Here is a 19,778-nt window from a genome sequence, read left to right as displayed (position 1 = left end):
CTTTTATTATTGCCAGGCGCGAAGATCGCTATCGTTTGAAAAAGACGCATTTTTAATTGCTTTTTAATATATGGAAAAACACAAAGGAATGACTATGAGCAGAAATTATTTGCGTTGCTTTCCTTTTATCGGTGATGGCACTGGCAATGTTTGCCTGCTGCTCACACTACTGCCTTTTTCAGCCAGTAGCGTTTCACCCTGGCATGAAAACAGCGGGCACCGCACAGATGTCACCTCAGGTTACGCCACGTATGAGCCGGGAACATATCCGCTGCATGTCTCTGGTGCCGGCAGCGAACTGGTCGTTAACCCTGCTTTGCGCTTTTATAGCGAAGCCACCTCAGCGGCTCTGGTGGAAAACAAGGGCACGCTGACCATCAACGGGGCCAGCTTTGAAAATAACGCCGCAGCTTATCCCGCGCTTAATGTCTCATCAGGTTATCTTGATATGGCTAACAGCAGTATTCGCACCTGGCAAAGCGGCTCCCATGGTGTGGTTGCCAATGGTCGCTCGGTAGTGAATATCAGGAATACCGATATTACGCTGTCCGGAACCAACGGTTACGGCGTCGAGGTACGTGATAACTCCTCTCTGATCGCCGATGGATTAAATGTCAATGTGAAGGGCAAATCCGTTTCGGCAGGCGTGACGTTAAACGGCGCGGACGCGACGGCCAGAATTACCAATAGTCAGTTTAATCTTGACGGTGGTTCGGTGAGCTACGGCATCCAACAAAATCTTGGCGAATTGATTGCCGACGGGGTAACCATCATCGCCAAAGGCCAAAGCGGCGGCGTACGTATTGGCGACTGGGGGCCTTTGACCCGCACAACACTGGCAAACAGTTATATCCAGGTTGAAAATGAGTACGCTCTGCTGATTCGTAATTCTCTGTCGACGCTGAATAACGTTGATGTGATTGCCACCGGCGATAATGTTCGGGCATTAGATATTAATCAGAACGCCAGCGTGATTGCTGACGGCGGCAGCTATACCACTTTTGGTAAATACGCTGATGCCGTCTGGCTACCGAATCAGGACACGCAGTTAACGATCAGTAATGCTTCGCTGAAAACTTCTGGCGATGCCTCTATTGCGTTGAATGCGCTGGCGGGAACAGCGAAGGCGAAGAACGTGACGTTAACCACCTCCGGCGTCGGAAGCTACGCTATCTATACAACAAACCAGGTGGCCGGTAAAAATCTCTCTATTAAAACCAGCGGCGAACGTGGCTGGGGCGCTATCAGCGCCAGGGGCGGTCAGCTTGATATCGCCAACAGTACAATTACTACTCAGGGCGCTTCCGCTTTCGGTATTGGGGCTTTTAGCCAGGCGAGGGTACAGGGCAGCAGAATAAAGGTGATGACGCACGGCAAGGATGCCAGCGCTTTGTTCACGCAGGCAGCCAGCCTTAACATTGATAATAGTACCCTAATCAGCGCAGGAAATGCGCCAGTGCTGACAGTGAAAAGCGAGGCTACCGCCAGCAGTGGTTCTTCAACGCAGCTTAGTCAGGTTCGGCTGGATAACGTCAGGCTGATCGGCGTGAAGCAGGAAGCGATCAACGTCAAGGCGGCCCGTCTTCACATGCAGGCCAGCAATGGCGCTTATTTGCAGGGCGGCAACCAACAGTTGTTAAAGGTGGTTACGGTTAACGACGCCAAAAAAGGCACCGTTACCGCTTCCCATGTTGAACTGGAAGCAAGCAACAGAACCCTGCTGAATGGTGATGTAAAGGTCGATCCCGGCAGCACCGCCTCGCTGATATTACGGGATCAATCACAGCTTACCGGCGCGGTTAATAATGCGGATATCGCCGTTTATTCTCAGAGCCTCTGGCGCATACCGCGCGCCTCTTCAGTACAGAATATTATCAATCAGGGCACCGTGGCCTTTAAACAGGGCGTTGTTAACCATGATCTGGTTGTCGCCGGTAACTATGCTGGTAATAACGGCGCGCTGATTTTTAATACGCGTCTGGGGAACGATAGCTCAGCGACCAACAGGCTGATCGTCCAGGGTAATACCTCGGGATCAACCCAGGTCAGGGTGCTTAACGCGGGCGGCGTCGGCGCTAAAACACTTCATGGAATTAAGCTGATTGAGGTTAACGGTTTGTCTGCCGGTGAGTTTGTACAACAGGGAAGAGTTGTTGCCGGTGCTTACGAGTATCAGCTGGGGCGGGGCACAGGTGCCAGTGCCGGTAACTGGTATCTCATGAACCATGCTGCTGATAAAGCGCCGGTGTTTCGCCCTGAAGTAGGCGGTTATATCGCTAACAGCGCAGCCGCCGCCACCTTATTTAATCTTAGTCTTTACGATCGTCTGGGTAACCGCAGCCTGAGCGAGAGCGACCAGCAACGCGGCAGCAGCCTGTGGCTACGTCAGACCGCAGGCCACAATCGTGCTTACAGCGCGGATACGCTGGAAGCGCAGGGCAATCGCTATAGCGTACAGTTAGGCGGCGATCTCTGGCAGATGACGGCAGATACGGGACGACTGCATATTGGGCCGATGCTGGGCTATGGCCGTCAGGCGACCAATATCCGTTCAACCCTGAGCGGCTACACCGCGAATAGCGCTATTTCCGGCTACAGTCTGGGCGCATATGCCACCTGGTTTGCTGACCAGAACAGCGATAGCGGACTGTGGCTGGATAGCTGGCTGCAATATAACTGGTTTACCGGCAATGTGGCGGGAGAAGGGCTGCGAACTGAAAACTACCATATGCAGGGTATTAGCGCTTCGCTGGAAGGTGGGTATGCATGGAAGGCGCTGGAGCGGCAGGGCGATAACCAACGTCGCTACGCTTTTTACTTGCAACCGCATGCGCAGCTTATTTTCAACGGCCTGAAATCCGTACGTTTAACGGAGCAGAACGGTACCCGCATCACCAATAAAAATAATAATTTTATCAGCCGCATTGGGATGCGTGGCTGGATAACGGAATCAAAACAGCCCGGCGAAAGCGATCTGAGGCCCTATGTTGAGCTTAACTGGCTGCGTAACAGCGATCCTTATCAGGTGAGGCTGAATCAGCTCAAGGTACAGCAAAACAGCGGGCGCAATGTGGCGGAGCTTAAAACCGGCGTAGAAGGGAAAGTGAGTGATAACTTACAGCTTAACGGCAGCATTGCCTTGCAGCAGGGGCGTTATCACTATCAGGACGCCAGCCTGATGCTGGGCGCAAAGTATAGCTTCTGATGATGTTGCCATAACAAGAGGCCGGGCAGGTTACTGCGTCGGCCTCTTTTTGGTTACTGAGTTCTGGCTACCTTCAGCGGCGCGCTTATTTACCTATACAGAAGCTGGAGAAGATGCGGCCCAGCAGATCGTCAGAGGTAAACTCGCCGGTGATTTCACTCAGCGCCTGTTGTGCCAGACGCAGCTCCTCCGCCAGCAGCTCGCCCGCCCAGGCACCCAGCAGCTGTGCTTTGCCCTGCTGTAAGTGAGTATCCGCTATCTCCAGAGCCTGGAGATGACGGCGGCGTGCCAGGAAACCACCTTCCATATTATCGTTAAAGCCCATGCTCTGTTTCAGGTGATCGCGCAGCACATCAACCCCTTCACCGGTACGGGCGGAAAGGCGAATAAGTGAGTGACCATTTACTTCTGTCAGGCCCAGGGTTTCGCCGGTTACATCAGCCTTATTGCGTACTATGGTAATCGGTAGCGACGATGGCAGACGGGCAATAAAATCGGGCCAGATCGCCGCAGGCTCGGTAGCCTCGGTGGTTGTGCCATCTACCATAAACAAAACGCGATCCGCCTGTTCAATCTCCTGCCATGCCCGCTCAATACCGATACGTTCCACTTCATCGCTGGCATCGCGTAAACCGGCGGTATCAATGATGTGCAGCGGCATCCCATCGATATGAATATGTTCGCGCAGCACGTCACGCGTGGTGCCGGCAATATCGGTCACGATAGCGGCTTCGCGTCCGGCCAGCGCATTTAACAGGCTCGATTTACCGGCATTAGGACGCCCGGCAATCACCACCTTCATCCCTTCACGCAGCAGGCTGCCCTGGCGCGCTTCCGCACGTACCGCGTTCAGGTCCTGCATCACGGCGTTTAGCTGCGCTTCAATTTTTCCATCGGAAAGGAAATCAATCTCTTCGTCCGGGAAGTCGATAGCCGCTTCTACATAGATTCGCAGGTGAGTAAGTGCTTCCACAAGATGATTAACACGCGTGGAAAAAGCGCCCTGTAAGGAATTCAACGCCGAGCGGGCAGCCTGTTCTGAACTGGCATCAATCAGGTCGGCTATTGCCTCGGCCTGCGCCAGGTCCAGCTTGTCGTTCAGAAACGCGCGTTCAGAGAATTCGCCAGGATTGGCGATGCGCACGCCGGGCAACGCAGCAATGCGTTTTAACAGCAGATCGAGGATAACCGGGCCGCCATGCCCCTGTAGCTCCAGTACATCTTCACCGGTAAAGGAGTGGGGGCCGGGGAACCAGAGCGCAATGCCCTGATCGAGCGTGCTGCCATCTGCGGCCTTAAACGGCAGATAATCAGCGTAGCGCGGTTTCGGCAGTTTACCCAACAGCTGTTGGGCAACCTCTGCCGCTTTGCTGCCGGAAATACGCAGAATACCCACGCCGCCACGTCCTGGCGGTGTGGCCTGGGCGACAATGGTATCGCTGTGGCTCATGGAAACTCTCTCAATACGGTAATAACATTCATTATGATGACCGGACGGCAACAAATAAACAGGGGCGGTAAAATCCGCCCCTGTTAGGTACTGCCTGAAACTGAATTAATTCAGGCCGTTACGCTTTCGTCTTGTCGCGGCTGTGCAGACCACGTTTTTCCAGCCCGCGGTAAATCACCTGCTGCTGGATAATGGTTACCAGGTTGCTGACGATGTAGTACAGCACCAGACCTGACGGGAACCACAGGAAGAACACCGTAAAGATGACCGGCATAAAGGTCATGATCTTCTGCTGCATCGGATCGGTGACGGTGGTTGGCGACATCTTCTGAATGAAGAACATCGTTACGCCCATCAGGATCGGCAGAATATAGTACGGGTCCTGTGCAGAGAGGTCATGGATCCACAATGCGAACGGCGCATGACGCAGCTCTACCGAGCCCATCAGCATGTAATAAAGCGCAAGGAAGATCGGCATCTGGATAACCAGAGGCAGACAGCCGCCCAGCGGGTTAACCTTCTCTGACTTATACAGCGCCATCATTTCCTGACTCATACGCTGCTTGTCGTCACCTAAACGCTCACGCATCGCCTGAATTTTCGGCTGCAGCATGCGCATCTTCGCCATCGAGGTGTACTGCGCTTTGGTCAGCGGGTACATGATGCCGCGTACGATAAAGGTGATAACGATAATCGAGAAGCCCCAGTTACCGATAAAGCTGTGCAGGAACTTCAGCAGCTTAAACAGCGGCTGAGAGATAAACCACAGCCAGCCGTAGTCAACGGTCAGGTCAAGATGGGGAGCAATCGCCGCCATTTTGTCCTGAATTTCCGGGCCAACCCACAGCGTAGCGGCCAGCGTCTGCTGGCTGCCTGGCGCAACCGCTACTGGCGCGGATTTATAGCCTACTGCCGCCAGGCCATTGCCCAGGTTGCTGGTATAGAGCGTATTCGCACCGGCGGTACGCGGTACCCATGCGGTCGCAAAATATTGCTGCAGCATGGCAACCCAGCCGTTGGTGGTAGTAGCGCTCAGGTTTTCGTTGTCCGCGATAGTGTCGAAATTGTACTTCTCATATTTACTGTCGCTGGTGGAGTACGCCGCGCCACGGAAAGTATGCAAAGCAAAGTTATTGCTGCCGGTATCACGATGCTTCGGCAGTTCAATCGTCTGCTTCAGCTGACCAAACATCGCCACTTCCAGCGGCTGCTGTGAGGTGTTGTTGATCTGATACTCAACGTTGATGGCATACTCGCCGCGCTTCAGCACAAACGTCTTGGTATAAACAACGCCGTTCTCTGCGGTGAAGGTCATCGGGATACGCAGTTCGCTCTGACCGTCAGTGAGCTGGAAGCTATCCTGAGTGGTGTTATACAGCGGACGCGCGCCGTTATTTGGATTATCCGGCCCGTTTCTGCCGGTCAGGCCACTCTGCGCCTGGTACAGGAAGGCAGGAGTGGTTTCCAGCAGTTGGAAAGGCTGAGAAGAGCCCAGTTTATCCGGGTAAGTCAGCAGCTGCGCCTGTTCCACATCGCCACCACGGGTGTTGATGTGCAAAGACAGGACATCAGTCTTAACGGTGATCGTTTTGCCCTGACCGCTGGCAGGCACACCCTGGTTAGCGGCATCACCGGCTACTGTCGTGTTTTGCGTGGTCTGAGTCTGCTGCGGCTGCGGAGCGTGGTCCGTTTGCCAGGCTTGCCAGATCATGAAAGACACGAACAGAAAAGCGATGAGAAAAAGATTGCGTTGCGAATCCATCGTTAATGTTCTCTGTTATCGTCGGTTTTTGGCGGCACCGGATCGTCACCACCCGGGTTTAAAGGGTGGCATTTTAATACGCGTTTAACCGTCAACCAACTGCCTTTTATCATTCCGAACCTGCGCAATGCTTCAACTCCATATTGCGAGCAGGTCGGGTTAAAACGGCAGTGTGGTCCCAAAAGAGGGCTAATGACGCGTTGATAAACGCGGATCAGCCCAATCAGGAGCCGCGCGCCAGGCGACAGTGACGACGCCATAATTTCTCCAACGCTTCCATTAGCGCACGGTTATCGAGGTCAGCGACCCCTTTCTTGGCCACGACCACAAAATCCATTGCAGGGAGTTCGTGTTGGCGTAGGCGAAAGCTTTCGCGGGTCAATCGCTTGATCCGGTTACGCTCATGCGCACGCTTAACATTTTTTTTCGCGACGGTAAGACCGATACGGGGATGCCCCAGCGAATTAAGGCGGCCGAGTATGGTAATTTGCGGCGTGCCAGCCCGTTGTGGCTGCTGGAAGACGAAAGTGAAATGAGTGGGAGTTAGCAAACGTAACTCCCTGGGAAATGCGAGCTTAACCACTTATGGGTTAGCTTTATTACTTGGAAACGGTCAGACGAGAACGGCCTTTAGCACGACGACGTGCCAGAACCTGACGACCATTTTTAGTTGCCATACGAGCACGGAAGCCGTGAGAACGGTTGCGCTTCAGTACGGACGGTTGAAAAGTGCGTTTCATGGCGATTTCTACCTAAACTTGAAAAATTTCACGTGGTGACGCGTACCCGTTTCAGTAAAACGACCGACGCCTCAGTGTATCTTTAATAAAGAGGCGGGATTGTAATAATTGTACAGTCCCGAGTCAATTTACTTCGCTTATTGCGCGCGCCTGCTGCCCGAATCGACCTGCAAATCCTGTCGAAATCGACAAGGCGCATCACGCCGGGACGAGAATTATACGGAGTCCATAATAAAGCGCAAGGATCGCACGGGATCTTCTGCCGATCGTTTGCAGTAACGTTGCGATAATAACGTGACGGTTGCCAGAAATTTGCATTAAGGAGCGCGATCCCGGCATGTGTTTCACTCAGCCTGGAGTAAACTTAGCCTCGTTTAATGCCTGTGGATAAAATGGATCAAAACTGTGTAGAAAGTGAAGATCTCTGTCTCGCTTTGCGCTATGATCCGCCCTTCCGCTAACGATCCTCTCTGCGATCGGGATCGGAGCAACCGCGGACAGCGGTTCGTATGTCTGTCACTGGCATACGTCAACAATGATGATTGATCTGTTTCAGCGCCTATTTTCTTATCGATTTTGTTCGAGTGGAGTCCGCCGTGTCACTTTCGCTTTGGCAACAGTGTCTTGCCCGTTTGCAGGATGAGCTACCTGCCACTGAATTCAGCATGTGGATCCGTCCGCTACAGGCTGAACTGAACGACAATACGCTGGCCTTATATGCCCCGAATCGGTTCGTACTCGACTGGGTAAGAGATAAATATCTCCATAATATCAATGCCCTGCTTAATGACTTCTGCGGCACCGAAGCGCCGCAGCTGCGTTTTGAGGTGGGCAGCAAGCCGGTGGTGCAGACGATGCCGCAGGCGAGCATGACCAGCGCCAGCGTGGCGGCGCCAGTGATGGCAAGCATACCGCCAACGGCGCCAGCGGCACGTCCCAGTTGGGACAGCGTGCCTGCGCCCGCTGAGCGCTCCTGGCGCTCAAACGTTAACGCCAAACATAACTTTGATAACTTCGTCGAAGGTAAGTCGAACCAGTTGGCGCGCGCGGCGGCGCGTCAGGTTGCCGATAACCCCGGCGGCGCCTATAACCCGCTCTTTCTGTATGGCGGCACCGGCCTTGGTAAAACCCACCTGTTACATGCGGTCGGCAACGGCATCATTGCCCGTAAACCCAATGCAAAAGTGGTTTACATGCATTCAGAGCGTTTTGTGCAGGACATGGTAAAAGCGTTGCAGAATAACGCGATCGAAGAGTTCAAACGCTATTACCGTTCGGTGGATGCGCTGCTTATCGATGATATTCAGTTCTTTGCCAATAAAGAGCGTTCGCAGGAAGAGTTTTTTCATACCTTCAATGCGCTGCTGGAAGGCAATCAGCAAATTATTTTAACCTCAGACCGCTATCCCAAAGAGATCAATGGTGTGGAAGATCGCCTGAAATCACGCTTTGGCTGGGGCCTGACGGTTGCCATCGAACCGCCGGAACTGGAAACGCGCGTCGCGATCCTGATGAAAAAGGCGGATGAAAACGATATTCGTCTGCCGGGCGAGGTCGCCTTCTTTATTGCCAAGCGCCTGCGCTCTAACGTGCGTGAGCTGGAAGGGGCGCTGAACCGTGTGATTGCCAACGCCAACTTTACCGGCCGCGCCATTACCATTGATTTTGTGCGCGAAGCGCTGCGCGATCTGCTGGCGCTGCAGGAAAAGCTGGTCACCATCGACAATATCCAAAAAACGGTGGCGGAATATTACAAAATCAAAGTGGCCGATCTGCTCTCTAAACGTCGTTCGCGCTCGGTTGCGCGTCCGCGTCAGATGGCGATGGCGATGGCAAAAGAGCTTACCAACCACAGCCTGCCGGAAATCGGTGATGCTTTCGGGGGTCGCGACCATACTACCGTGCTGCATGCCTGCCGTAAAATCGAGCAGCTACGTGAAGAAAGTCACGACATTAAAGAAGATTTTTCAAATTTAATCAGAACATTATCTTCCTGACGCTATGAAATTTATTGTAGAACGCGAGCAATTACTTAAACCGCTACAGCAGGTGAGCGGTCCGTTAGGTGGCCGTCCGACGCTGCCCATCCTTGGCAACCTGCTGCTGCAGGTGAATGATGGCAGTCTGTTGCTGACCGGTACTGATTTAGAAATGGAAATGGTGGCGCGCGTAGCATTAACGCAGCCGCACGAACCGGGCGCTACTACCGTACCGGCGCGTAAATTTTTAGATATTTGCCGTGGCCTGCCGGAAGGCGCGGAGATCAGCGTAGTGCTGGAAGGCGACAGAATGCTGGTGCGCTCCGGGCGCAGCCGCTTTTCGCTCTCTACGCTGCCTGCCAGCGACTTCCCGAATCTTGATGACTGGCAGAGCGATGTTGAATTTACCCTGCCGCAGGCGACGCTGAAACGTCTGATTGAGGCGACGCAGTTCTCCATGGCGCATCAGGATGTGCGTTATTACCTTAACGGCATGCTGTTTGAAACCGAAGGGGAAGAGCTGCGCACCGTGGCGACTGATGGCCATCGCCTGGCGGTCTGCTCTATGCCGGTCGGCCAGTCGCTGCCGAATCATTCGGTGATTGTGCCGCGTAAAGGGGTTTCCGAGCTGGTACGCCTGCTGGACGGTGGCGATACGCCGCTGCAAATCCAGATCGGCAGCAGCAATATTCGCGCGCACGTCGGCGATTTTATCTTTACCTCCAAGCTGGTTGATGGCCGTTTCCCGGACTATCGTCGCGTGTTGCCGAAAAACCCGGATAAAACGCTGGAAGCGGGCTGCGATCTGCTGAAGCAGGCGTTTGCGCGCGCCGCTATCTTATCCAATGAAAAATTCCGCGGTGTGCGACTCTATATCAGCCAGAACCAGCTGAAAATTACGGCGAACAATCCGGAGCAGGAAGAAGCGGAAGAGATTCTGGACGTTACCTACGGCGGCAGCGATCTGGAAATCGGTTTTAACGTTAGCTATGTGCTGGACGTGCTTAACGCGTTGAAATGCGAAAATGTGCGTCTGCTGCTGACAGACTCCGTCTCCAGCGTACAGATTGAGGATGAGGCCAGCCAGAGCGCTGCGTATGTTGTGATGCCGATGCGTCTCTAGTTAACCCGGCGCGCTGGAGCAGGTTATCCAGCGGCCAGATTAACCGTTCAGGCACAAGGAAACAGAGGCTGGAATAATTCGCTCAGAGCGTGTTTTTCCCGCTGCCAAAGCGGCTCCAGCCCTTGTAAAATGCCGGATCATCCCCATATTCTGTAGATAAGTAAGCCTTTGCTTATTGCCTGTGCGCTAAGCAAAGTCAGCCTTGAGATAAGGCTGCCTGCTGTCACTCCATCTCTTTGGATTATTTCATGGCTTTAACCCGCCTGCTGATTAAAGACTTCCGTAATATCGAGCAAGCCGACCTGGCGCTGGCGCCGGGCTTCAATTTTTTGATTGGCGCAAACGGCAGCGGTAAAACCAGCGTGCTGGAGGCCATCTACACGCTGGGGCACGGGCGCGCGTTTCGCAGTCTGCAGGCGGGCCGCATTATTCGCCATGAGCAGGACGCGTTTGTTCTGCATGGTCGGATTGACGGCACCGAGCGGGAAACGGCGGTGGGCCTGACAAAAAACCGTGCCGGCGACAGCAAGGTGCGTATTGACGGCAGCGATGGTCATAAAGTTGCCGAGCTGGCGCAGCTGCTGCCGATGCAGTTGATTACGCCGGAGGGCTTTACGCTGCTGAACGGCGGGCCGAAATACCGTCGCGCCTACGTTGACTGGGGCTGTTTTCACAACACGCCCGGCTTTTTTCTGGCGTGGAGCAATCTGAAGCGCTTGCTCAAGCAGCGTAATGCCGCGCTGCGTCAGGTGTCGCGCTACCAGCAAATTGAACCCTGGGATCGTGAACTGGCGCCGCTGGCGGAACAGATCAGCCGCTGGCGCGCGGAGTACAGCACGGCGATAGCGGCGGATATTACTGCCACCTGCAGCCAGTTTTTACCGGAGTTTGCGCTGGATTTCTCTTTTCAGCGCGGCTGGGACAAAGAGAGCGACTACGCCGAACTGCTGGAGCGGCAGTTTGAGCGCGACCGGGCGCTGACCTATACCGCCAGCGGTCCCCATAAGGCCGATTTTCGTATTCGCGCCGAGGGGACGCCGGTTGAAGATTTACTGTCTCGCGGACAGCTGAAATTACTGATGTGCGCGCTGCGTTTGGCCCAGGGTGAGTTTCTTACCCGGCAAAACGGACGCCGCTGCCTCTACCTGATCGATGATTTTGCCTCCGAGCTGGATGAGAGCCGTCGCCGCCTGCTGGCGGACCGGCTTAAAGCCACGCATGCCCAGGTTTTTGTTAGTGCTATTGGTGCCGATCATGTCATCGATATGACTGACGAAAAGGGCAAGATGTTCCGCGTAGAACAGGGTAAAATAGCGGTTCAACCTGAAGATTAAATGAGCGAGAAACGTTGATGTCGAATTCTTATGACTCCTCAAGTATCAAAGTCCTGAAAGGACTTGATGCGGTACGCAAACGCCCGGGAATGTATATCGGCGATACGGATGACGGCACCGGTCTGCATCACATGGTATTCGAGGTCGTGGATAACGCCATCGACGAAGCGCTCGCAGGCCACTGTAAAGAGATCACCGTTACTATCCATGCTGATAATTCCGTATCGGTGCAGGATGATGGCCGTGGCATTCCTACCGGGATCCACCCGGAGGAAGGCGTTTCGGCAGCGGAAGTGATCATGACCGTCCTGCACGCGGGCGGTAAGTTTGATGACAACTCCTACAAAGTCTCCGGCGGCCTGCATGGCGTGGGCGTTTCGGTAGTTAACGCGCTTTCTGAAAAGCTGGAACTGACCATTCGTCGCGAAGGTAAAGTGCATCAGCAGACCTATGTGCACGGCGTGCCGCAGGCACCGCTGGCGGTCACAGGCGAAACCGATTTGACCGGTACGCGCGTGCGTTTCTGGCCAAGCCATCAGACCTTTACCAACGTTGTGGAATTCGAATATGAAATCCTGGCCAAGCGTCTGCGCGAGCTGTCGTTCCTGAACTCCGGCGTGTCTATCCGTCTGGAAGACAAACGCACGGATAAAAGCGATCACTATCATTACGAAGGCGGTATCAAGGCCTTTGTTGAATACCTGAACAAAAACAAAACGCCTATCCATCCCAACGTGTTCTACTTCTCTACCGAGAAGGATGGCATCGGCGTGGAAGTGGCGCTGCAGTGGAACGACGGTTTCCAGGAAAACATCTACTGCTTCACCAACAACATTCCGCAGCGCGACGGCGGTACGCACCTGGCGGGCTTCCGTGCGGCGATGACGCGTACGCTGAATGCCTATATGGATAAAGAAGGCTACAGCAAGAAAGCGAAAGTCAGCGCCACCGGCGACGATGCACGTGAAGGCCTGATTGCGGTAGTCTCCGTGAAGGTGCCGGATCCGAAATTCTCCTCTCAGACCAAAGATAAACTGGTCTCTTCCGAGGTGAAATCGGCAGTTGAATCGCAGATGAACGAGCTGCTGGCGGAATACCTGCTGGAAAACCCCTCCGATGCGAAAATCGTCGTTGGCAAAATTATCGATGCGGCGCGCGCGCGCGAAGCGGCACGTCGTGCACGTGAAATGACCCGTCGTAAAGGCGCGCTGGATCTGGCCGGTCTGCCGGGCAAACTGGCCGACTGTCAGGAGCGCGATCCGGCGCACTCAGAAATTTACCTGGTAGAGGGTGACTCCGCAGGCGGTTCAGCCAAGCAGGGTCGTAACCGTAAGAACCAGGCGATTCTGCCGCTGAAGGGTAAAATCCTGAACGTAGAGAAAGCGCGCTTCGATAAGATGCTCGCTTCGCAGGAAGTGGCAACGCTGATCACTGCGCTGGGCTGCGGCATTGGCCGTGACGAATATAACCCGGACAAGCTGCGTTATCACAGCATCATTATCATGACCGATGCGGACGTCGACGGCTCGCACATTCGTACGCTGCTGTTGACCTTCTTCTATCGTCAGATGCCGGAAATCATTGAGCGCGGCCACGTTTATATTGCGCAGCCGCCGCTGTACAAGGTGAAAAAAGGCAAGCAGGAGCAGTACATCAAAGATGATGAGGCGATGGATCAGTATCAGATCGCCATTGCGCTGGATGGCGCAACGCTTCATACCAATGCCAGCGCCCCTGCGCTGGGTGGCGAGCCGCTGGAAAGTCTGGTTTCCGAGTACAACAGCACGCAGCGCATGATCAAGCGTATGGAGCGTCGTTTCCCGATGGCGCTGCTTAAATCGCTGGTTTACCATCCGACGCTGGAAAGCCTGGATAACCAACAGACGGTCACCGAGTGGATCGATACGCTGGTTGCCCGGCTGAATGAAACAGAGACGCACGGCAGCACCTATGTTGCCAGCGTACGCGAAAACCGCGAACTGAATATTTTTGAGCCGGTACTGCGTGTGCGTACGCATGGCGTGGATACTGACTATCCGCTGGATAGCGAATTTATTCAGGGCCCGGAATATCGCAAAATCTGTACGCTGGGCATGAAACTGCGCGGTCTGTTGGAAGAAGATGCCTATATCGAACGCGGCGAACGTCGTCAGCCGGTAGAGAGCTTCGAACAGGCGCTGGAGTGGCTGGTAAAAGAGTCGCGTCGCGGCCTGTCAGTACAGCGTTATAAAGGTCTGGGCGAGATGAACCCGGAGCAGTTGTGGGAAACCACTATGGATCCGGATAGCCGTCGCATGCTGCGCGTAACCATTAAAGACGCGATTGCCGCCGATCAGCTGTTTACCACGCTGATGGGCGATGCGGTTGAGCCGCGCCGCGCCTTTATTGAAGAAAACGCCTTGAAAGCGGCCAATATCGACATTTAACCGGTTCAGCGTTTTCAGCAGCCTGACGCCAGTCCTTGTGACTGGCGTTTTTTTTATCTGGCGCGTCCTAAGTTTGCGTCATACTGGTCATTGTGAACTGGATCGCGCTAGCATTAAACCAAACCGAAAAACGAACGAGGACGTTATGGCGATAAAACTGATTGCAATTGATATGGACGGCACGCTGCTTAATCCCCAACACCAGATTACGCCGCGCGTTAAGCAGGCTATCGGGCAGGCGCGTGATAAAGGCGTGCATATCGTGCTGACCACCGGACGTCCTTATATCGGCGTGGAACGCTACCTGATGGAGCTGGATTTGCAGCAGGAAGGCCAGTATTGCATCACCAATAACGGCGCGCTGGTCCAGCGGGCGGTAAATGGCGATTGCGTCGCAGAAACCACCCTCTCGTTTGACGATTATCTGAAGTTTGAACAGCTGGCGCGTGAGCTGGGCGTGCATTTTCAGGCGCTGGATAAATCCTCGCTGTATACCCCGAACAAAGACATCAGCGAATACACCATTCATGAAGCGTATTTAACCGGGATTCCGGTGCGCTATCGCGCGGTAGAGGAGATGGCGCGTTCGCTTACCTTCCCGAAACTGATGATGATCGATCATCCCGAACTGTTGGATGCGGCGATTGCTCGCCTGCCGCAAGAAGCGCAGCAGAATTACACCATCATGAAAAGCGCGCCTTATTATCTTGAAATCCTCCATCCGAAGGTCAATAAAGGCACCGGCGTTCATGCGCTGGCGCAGCAGCTACATCTGGCGCAGCATGAAGTAATGGCTATTGGCGATCAGGAAAACGACCTGGCAATGATTGAATATGCAGGTACCGGCGTGGCGATGGGCAATGCGATCGACTCGGTGATTGCTATTAGCCAGTTTGTCACTAAAACCAATGCGGAAGATGGCGTGGCGCACGCTATCGAAAAATTTGTGCTGTAAGCCATGGAAAAACAGATAACTCATGCGGCACGTAATCATCAGTTGACCAATACCAACGTCTGGACCGCCGACAGTCAATGGCTGGCCTATGATGTGCGCCCTTCCGGTGCCTCTTTTACCGGCTTAACCATTGAGCGCGTGAATGTAGTCAGCGGGGCGACGGAAATCCTCTATCAGGCTCGGGACGGCGCTCACGTTGGCGTGGTTACCGTTAGCCCCGATATGCCGCCGCGCTATGCCTGCATTCATGGGCCGGAGCATCCGGACGCAGGCTGGCGCTATGATTTTCATCACCGCCGTGGCGTGATTATTCAAAACGGCAAGGCGGAAAATCTGGACGCCTGTGATATTACGCCGCCCTTCACGCCCGGCGCGCTGCGCGGCGGCTCGCATGTTCACGTTTTTAGCCCGGACGGCAGCCGGATCAGCTTTACCTATAACGATCATGTGATGCACGAATGGGACAGCAAAGAGGATTTGCGTAACGTCGGGATTGCCGTACCGCTGCATGCGGTTTGTCCTGTGAAACAGCATCCGCGTGAGTATGATGGCAGCCACTTTTGCGTGCTGGTCAGCAAAACCACCTCCACGCCAAAGCCCGGCAGCGATGAGATCAATCGCGCTTATGAAGAAGGCTGGATCGGCCAGCAGGGCTATCTGCGGGCGGATGGCTGTCGTCAGCGCTGGGCGCTTGCTTTTATTGGCGATACGCGGGCCATCGATGGCAGCACGGTGCCGGAAGTATTTATTGTCGATCTGCCGGAGAAGCTGAATGATTACGCTCAGCCGGGCGATGCACCGCTGGAAGGCACCGAAACCAGCTTGCCCGCGCCGCCACGCGGTGTCGTTCAACGCCGCTTAACCTTTACGCATCAGCGCCGTTTCCCTGGGCTGGCGATAACCCCGCGTCACTGGCTACGTAGCGCGCCGGATGGCAGTGAAATTGCCTGTTTAATGCGTGATGACCAGGGCGTGGTACAGCTATGGGGCATCCCGACCAGCCACGGCGAACCGCGCCAGATCACGCACGGTGAGCATGATATTCAGTCAGCGTTTAGCTGGCATCCCGATGGCGATCGGCTGGCTTTTATCTGCGATAACAGCGTAATGGTGTGCGAGCGCAACAGCGGAAAGATGCGGCGTCTGACGCCACGAAGTGAAACGCCGCCTTCAGGCGATGCGGTGGTGTTTTCGCCCGATGGCCGCCAGGTCGCCTTTATGCGTGACCTGGACGGCTACCGGCAAATTTTTACGGTTGCGTTGAGTTAATTGCCAACGGCGCGGCTGCTGCCAGATGTTCCTGGGTATGCGCCAGCTTCTCTGCTTCTATAACGCGCGCGCGCGGTGAATCGATGGATGGACTATCGTCAGCGTGCATATAGTCCCAGGGCAGCAGGAGGGTATCCAGCACGGCTGAGAAAGGGAGATCCACCAGTGCCAGCGGCTTCAGCGCCCAGCTGCTTTGATCGTCGGTCAACATTTCCGCGCTGGCGCGGGTGCCGGGATAATAGCCCTGACTGGCGCCGGTGTGTGACATCATGCTGGAGCAGCCGGAGGTGCCGACCAATAGGCTACAGGCCAGAAGCCCTGCTAAACGGTATTTCATTATCGCTTTCATCTTTTTATCCCTTCAGCCATAGCAGATTGCCTGACTGAGTTTCATTATCTGCGACGAGGAAAATCCCGGTCACTCTGTGGTGACTCTCGTCTGGATGTATGACGACATTTTCCCCTGAGTGTATGACATTCTCTGGTGTTTGCTTAAAAAAATCGCAAAACCCCCCTTGAAAGATAGTTAGCTATCCCCATTTTTTTATTACGGTCAGCGCGGCATTCGCCGAATGGGTTTGCCAGCGTGACCAGATAGCCTGTCCATCGTGGAAGGCTACGTTTAACCTACTCGCTGAAAATCAGGAGCTTTGTATTATGCGTAACTTTGACCTTTCTCCGCTCTATCGTTCATCTATTGGTTTTGATCGCCTGTTCAATCTGCTGGAGTCTAACCAGAACCAAAGCAACGGCGGTTACCCTCCGTACAACGTAGAGCTGGTGGCGGAAAACCATTACCGCATCACGATTGCCGTAGCGGGTTTCGCACAGAACGAACTGGATATTACCGCACATGACAATATGTTGATTGTGCGTGGCGCACATCCTGAAGATCAAAACGAGCGTAAATATCTCTATCAGGGGATTGCTGAACGTAATTTCGAACGTAAATTCCAGCTGGCTGATCACATTGTGGTACGCGACGCCCGCCTGGAAAACGGCTTGTTGTACATCGATCTGGAACGCATCGTGCCGGAAGAGATGAAACCACGCCGTATCGAAATCCTGAGCTAATAAGCAAACCTGACGCCGCGGAAACGCGGCGTTGTTGTATTTGCACACTGCAAAACATTAATCACGCTGCGCATGCACCGTACGCAGCGGCGTTAAGCGCCCGCCGAAAATATTAACCACCAGACCGACCACAATGATCATGGCTCCAGCAATCTGACGCATAGAGAGCGTCTCTCCCAGCAGCAGCGCCGCGCTAAGAATGCCTACCACCGGCACCAGTAGCGAGAGCGGCGCTACGCGCCAGGTTTCATAACGGCTCAGCAGCGTGCCCCAAATGCCGTAGCCTATAATAGTGGCGATAAATGCCAGATAAACCAACGCCAGCACCGTTTGTAGCTGGATATGCACCAGGCTGTGCATAATCGCAGCCTGACCTTCGAACAGCCATGAGCAAAGCAGAAAAGGCCCCACGGGGATCAGGGCGCTCCAGACCACCAGTGACATAATGGGTACGTTACCGTTACGCATAATGACCTTATTGGTGATATTGCCCATGCCCCAACAGAGCGCGGCGGCCAGCGTCAGTAACATCGTGGTTACCGTCACGCCGGTGGCGGCCTGAACGCCATGCGCGGTCGTGGCTAACAAAAATATGCCGCCTGAAGCGATAACCATGCCGGCAATATGATGCCAGCGCAGTTTATCCGCCAGCAGCAGCGCGCCAAGCAGTAGAGTGAAAAAGGCCTGAGCCTGAAGCACCAGTGAAGCCAGTCCGGCAGGCATGCCAAGCTTGATAGCTAAAAACAGAAAGGCGAACTGTCCGAAGCTGATGGTAATTCCGTAGAGTGCCAGCCAGCGCAGCGGAACTTTAGGGGGACGCACAAAAAAGATAGCGGGCAGCGCGACCAGCGCGAAGCGCAGGGCTGCCAGCAGAAACGGCGGCATATCATGCAGCCCGACTTTGATGACTACAAAGTTAACGCCCCAGGCGACAACAACACAAAGTGCCAGCAACAGATCTTTTACGGACATTGCCTCTCCCACTATCCATAGTTAATAAATTGTTAATTAACTTACTCGTATAGCTGACTGTTTGCTATACAGAGTTTGTAGCCATAAGGGAGAGGTATGGCTGATAAGGTAGAGCGCGGTGGCCGCTATTACAGCGCCCGCTCACTCCAGGCGCGATCCATCTCTTCAGCAAGAATTTTTACGGCCCGCTCAATTTTCTCACCATCCGGAACATAGTTCATGCGCATACACTGGTGCATATGCGGCCAGTCATGCGCCAGGCCAGGGAAAAAGAAGTGGCCGGGCACCATTAGCACGCCCCGCTGTTTCAGGCGCTGATAGAGCAGCTCGGTGGTGATGGGCAGGTCCTTAAACCACAGCCAGAGGAAGATAGCGCCTTCCGGCTTATGGATCAGGCAGCGATCTTCCGGCAGATAGCGACGAATGATGCTGATGGTTTCCCGCACCCGTTGCTGGTAGAAGGGTTTGATAACCGTTTCCGACAGCCGCAGCAGATCGCCGCGCTGGATCATTTCTGTGGCGATGGCGGGGCCAACGCTGCCCGGTGCCAGGCTGATAATGCCGTTCATATTACTGATGGCGTCAATTACCTTTTCATCCGCCACGATAATCCCGCAGCGTGCGCCCGGCAGGCCCAGTTTCGACAGGCTCATGCAGAGAATAATATTGGGGTTCCACAGCGGACGCGCCTCGCTGAAAATAATGCCGGGAAAAGGCAGACCGTAGGCGTTATCAATCAACAGGGGAATATCATGCTGCTGCGCCAGCATATCCAGATGCAGCAACTCCTCATCGGTAATGACATTGCCGGTAGGGTTGGTAGGGCGCGAAACGCAAATCAGACCCACTTCATCGGTAATTGACAAATGGTCGAAATCGACGTGATATTTAAACTGGCCTTCCGGAAGCAGTTCAATATTAGGCCGGGCGGCCATAAACAGATCTTCATCCAGTCCCGCGTCGGCATAACCCAGGTATTCTGGCGTCAGCGGAAACAGAACGCGCTTTTTGATGCCGTCAGCACGGCGTCCGGCGTACAGATTAAACAGATAGAAGAAGGCGCTCTGGCTGCCGTTAGTCAGGGCGATATTTTTGGGTGAAATTTGCCAGCCCAGCTCTTCGCGCAGCAACGCTGCCAGCGCCTCCAGCAGCAGCGTTTTGCCGCGCGGGCCATCATAATTGCATAGCGCCTCGGTGAGTTTTCCCTCCTGGTGCATCTGCAGCAGCAGCTGATGAAAATAATCATCCATTGCCGGGATCTGCGCCGGATTACCGCCGCCAAGCATTACCGCGCCAGGCGTGCGCAACCCTTCATCCATGTCTTCCATTAAACGTGCAATGCCGGTATGGCGGGTAAATTTGTCACCGAAGAGAGAGAAGCTCATAGCTGTAAATCAATTGTGATAGGCAGTGTGGGTCTACCTTACCGTCAGGTGAATGCCGATGCAAACGGCTTACCTGACCGATACAGCAACGAAGCCGATGGTGT

Annotated in this window: 16 protein-coding genes; 8 read left to right on the top strand and 8 right to left on the bottom strand. The window is 54.3% G+C overall.

The genetic code is table 11. The features are described 5' to 3' along the window. Positions 1-94: 94 nt before the first annotated feature. Positions 95-3,205, top strand: a complete 3,111-nt coding sequence (locus ACQE3Y_RS08775; protein ID WP_426981450.1) for an autotransporter outer membrane beta-barrel domain-containing protein — start codon at positions 95-97, stop codon at positions 3,203-3,205. A gap of 85 nt (positions 3,206-3,290) precedes the next feature. On the opposite strand, the gene mnmE is transcribed toward ACQE3Y_RS08775, so the two are convergent. The 5 genes from mnmE to rpmH all read right to left on the bottom strand — a co-directional run bounded on the left by mnmE (position 3,291) and on the right by rpmH (position 7,157). After that, positions 3,291-4,655, bottom strand: coding sequence for a tRNA uridine-5-carboxymethylaminomethyl(34) synthesis GTPase MnmE (mnmE, locus tag ACQE3Y_RS08770; RefSeq protein ID WP_426981449.1), 1,365 nt, complete (start codon positions 4,653-4,655; stop codon positions 3,291-3,293). 118 nt (positions 4,656-4,773) lie between these two features. Next, positions 4,774-6,417, bottom strand: coding sequence for a membrane protein insertase YidC (gene yidC / locus ACQE3Y_RS08765; protein ID WP_426973791.1), 1,644 nt, complete (start codon positions 6,415-6,417; stop codon positions 4,774-4,776). Between the two features lie 2 nt (positions 6,418-6,419). Next, entirely contained in the window at positions 6,420-6,677 is a 258-nt protein-coding gene (gene yidD / locus ACQE3Y_RS08760; protein WP_085069137.1) for a membrane protein insertion efficiency factor YidD, read from the bottom strand. Continuing rightward, the gene (gene rnpA / locus ACQE3Y_RS08755) at positions 6,641-7,000 is read right to left on the bottom strand and encodes a ribonuclease P protein component (protein ID WP_038629327.1); all 360 of its coding nucleotides are present in this window, start codon (positions 6,998-7,000) and stop codon (positions 6,641-6,643) included. Before rnpA ends, yidD begins: the two co-directional genes overlap by 37 nt. Positions 7,001-7,016: 16 nt before the next feature. Continuing rightward, a complete protein-coding gene (gene rpmH, locus ACQE3Y_RS08750) occupies positions 7,017-7,157 on the bottom strand; it encodes a 50S ribosomal protein L34 (protein ID WP_003849659.1) in 141 nt (46 codons plus the stop codon). A gap of 596 nt (positions 7,158-7,753) precedes the next feature. Between rpmH and dnaA the strand changes: the two genes are divergently transcribed. From dnaA to ACQE3Y_RS08720, 6 genes are all read left to right on the top strand, one after another. Then, complete coding sequence (gene dnaA / locus ACQE3Y_RS08745) at positions 7,754-9,154, top strand: chromosomal replication initiator protein DnaA (protein WP_249892761.1); 1,401 nt, start codon at positions 7,754-7,756, stop codon at positions 9,152-9,154. Between the two features lie 4 nt (positions 9,155-9,158). Continuing rightward, positions 9,159-10,259, top strand: coding sequence for a DNA polymerase III subunit beta (gene dnaN / locus ACQE3Y_RS08740; RefSeq protein ID WP_085069133.1), 1,101 nt, complete (start codon positions 9,159-9,161; stop codon positions 10,257-10,259). A 248-nt stretch (positions 10,260-10,507) separates the two neighbouring features. Beyond that, a complete protein-coding gene (gene recF / locus ACQE3Y_RS08735; protein ID WP_085069131.1) occupies positions 10,508-11,593 on the top strand; it encodes a DNA replication/repair protein RecF in 1,086 nt (361 codons plus the stop codon). Positions 11,594-11,610: 17 nt separating this feature from the next. Then, positions 11,611-14,019: a DNA topoisomerase (ATP-hydrolyzing) subunit B gene (gene gyrB, locus ACQE3Y_RS08730; RefSeq protein ID WP_426973793.1), complete on the top strand. Its 2,409-nt coding sequence runs from the start codon at positions 11,611-11,613 to the stop codon at positions 14,017-14,019. Positions 14,020-14,164: 145 nt separating this feature from the next. Then, positions 14,165-14,974, top strand: coding sequence for a sugar-phosphatase (yidA, locus tag ACQE3Y_RS08725; RefSeq protein WP_426973794.1), 810 nt, complete (start codon positions 14,165-14,167; stop codon positions 14,972-14,974). Positions 14,975-14,977: 3 nt separating this feature from the next. Then, positions 14,978-16,243, top strand: coding sequence for a DUF3748 domain-containing protein (locus tag ACQE3Y_RS08720; RefSeq protein WP_426981448.1), 1,266 nt, complete (start codon positions 14,978-14,980; stop codon positions 16,241-16,243). Here the strand turns inward: ACQE3Y_RS08720 and ACQE3Y_RS08715 are convergent. After that, a complete protein-coding gene (locus ACQE3Y_RS08715) occupies positions 16,224-16,592 on the bottom strand; it encodes a YceK/YidQ family lipoprotein (RefSeq protein WP_426973796.1) in 369 nt (122 codons plus the stop codon). The two genes, ACQE3Y_RS08720 and ACQE3Y_RS08715, sit on opposite strands and share 20 nt — an antisense overlap. A gap of 308 nt (positions 16,593-16,900) precedes the next feature. Between ACQE3Y_RS08715 and ibpA the strand changes: the two genes are divergently transcribed. Further along, positions 16,901-17,317: a small heat shock chaperone IbpA gene (gene ibpA / locus ACQE3Y_RS08710; protein WP_085069121.1), complete on the top strand. Its 417-nt coding sequence runs from the start codon at positions 16,901-16,903 to the stop codon at positions 17,315-17,317. Positions 17,318-17,374: 57 nt separating this feature from the next. Here the strand turns inward: ibpA and ACQE3Y_RS08705 are convergent, their stop codons facing one another. Both ACQE3Y_RS08705 and ACQE3Y_RS08700 read right to left on the bottom strand, forming a co-directional pair. Further along, a complete protein-coding gene (locus tag ACQE3Y_RS08705; protein ID WP_426973797.1) occupies positions 17,375-18,289 on the bottom strand; it encodes an EamA family transporter in 915 nt (304 codons plus the stop codon). A 128-nt stretch (positions 18,290-18,417) separates the two neighbouring features. After that, on the bottom strand, positions 18,418-19,674 hold the full coding sequence (locus ACQE3Y_RS08700; RefSeq protein WP_426973798.1) for a valine--pyruvate transaminase: 1,257 nt from the start codon (positions 19,672-19,674) through the stop codon (positions 18,418-18,420). Positions 19,675-19,778: the final 104 nt, after the last annotated feature.

This window comes from Pantoea sp. FN0305 (assembly GCF_050113845.1).
Lineage (GTDB): Bacteria > Pseudomonadota > Gammaproteobacteria > Enterobacterales > Enterobacteriaceae > Mixta > Mixta alhagi.
Note: the sequence above shows the minus strand (reverse complement) of the source record. Positions and strands in the feature narration are given on the sequence as shown.

Excerpts from the sequence above, each read along its gene's own strand:
- ACQE3Y_RS08775 (WP_426981450.1), top strand. The coding sequence starts at position 95 with ATGAGCAGAAATTATTTGCGTTGCTTTCCTTTTATCGGTGATGGCACT.
- mnmE (WP_426981449.1), bottom strand. The coding sequence starts at position 4,655 with ATGAGCCACAGCGATACCATTGTCGCCCAGGCCACACCGCCAGGACGT.
- yidC (WP_426973791.1), bottom strand. The coding sequence starts at position 6,417 with ATGGATTCGCAACGCAATCTTTTTCTCATCGCTTTTCTGTTCGTGTCT.
- yidD (WP_085069137.1), bottom strand. The coding sequence starts at position 6,677 with ATGGCGTCGTCACTGTCGCCTGGCGCGCGGCTCCTGATTGGGCTGATC.
- rpmH (WP_003849659.1), bottom strand. The coding sequence starts at position 7,157 with ATGAAACGCACTTTTCAACCGTCCGTACTGAAGCGCAACCGTTCTCAC.
- dnaN (WP_085069133.1), top strand. The coding sequence starts at position 9,159 with ATGAAATTTATTGTAGAACGCGAGCAATTACTTAAACCGCTACAGCAG.
- recF (WP_085069131.1), top strand. The coding sequence starts at position 10,508 with ATGGCTTTAACCCGCCTGCTGATTAAAGACTTCCGTAATATCGAGCAA.
- gyrB (WP_426973793.1), top strand. The coding sequence starts at position 11,611 with ATGTCGAATTCTTATGACTCCTCAAGTATCAAAGTCCTGAAAGGACTT.
- yidA (WP_426973794.1), top strand. The coding sequence starts at position 14,165 with ATGGCGATAAAACTGATTGCAATTGATATGGACGGCACGCTGCTTAAT.
- ACQE3Y_RS08720 (WP_426981448.1), top strand. The coding sequence starts at position 14,978 with ATGGAAAAACAGATAACTCATGCGGCACGTAATCATCAGTTGACCAAT.
- ACQE3Y_RS08715 (WP_426973796.1), bottom strand. The coding sequence starts at position 16,592 with ATGAAAGCGATAATGAAATACCGTTTAGCAGGGCTTCTGGCCTGTAGC.
- ibpA (WP_085069121.1), top strand. The coding sequence starts at position 16,901 with ATGCGTAACTTTGACCTTTCTCCGCTCTATCGTTCATCTATTGGTTTT.
- ACQE3Y_RS08705 (WP_426973797.1), bottom strand. The coding sequence starts at position 18,289 with ATGTCCGTAAAAGATCTGTTGCTGGCACTTTGTGTTGTTGTCGCCTGG.
- ACQE3Y_RS08700 (WP_426973798.1), bottom strand. The coding sequence starts at position 19,674 with ATGAGCTTCTCTCTCTTCGGTGACAAATTTACCCGCCATACCGGCATT.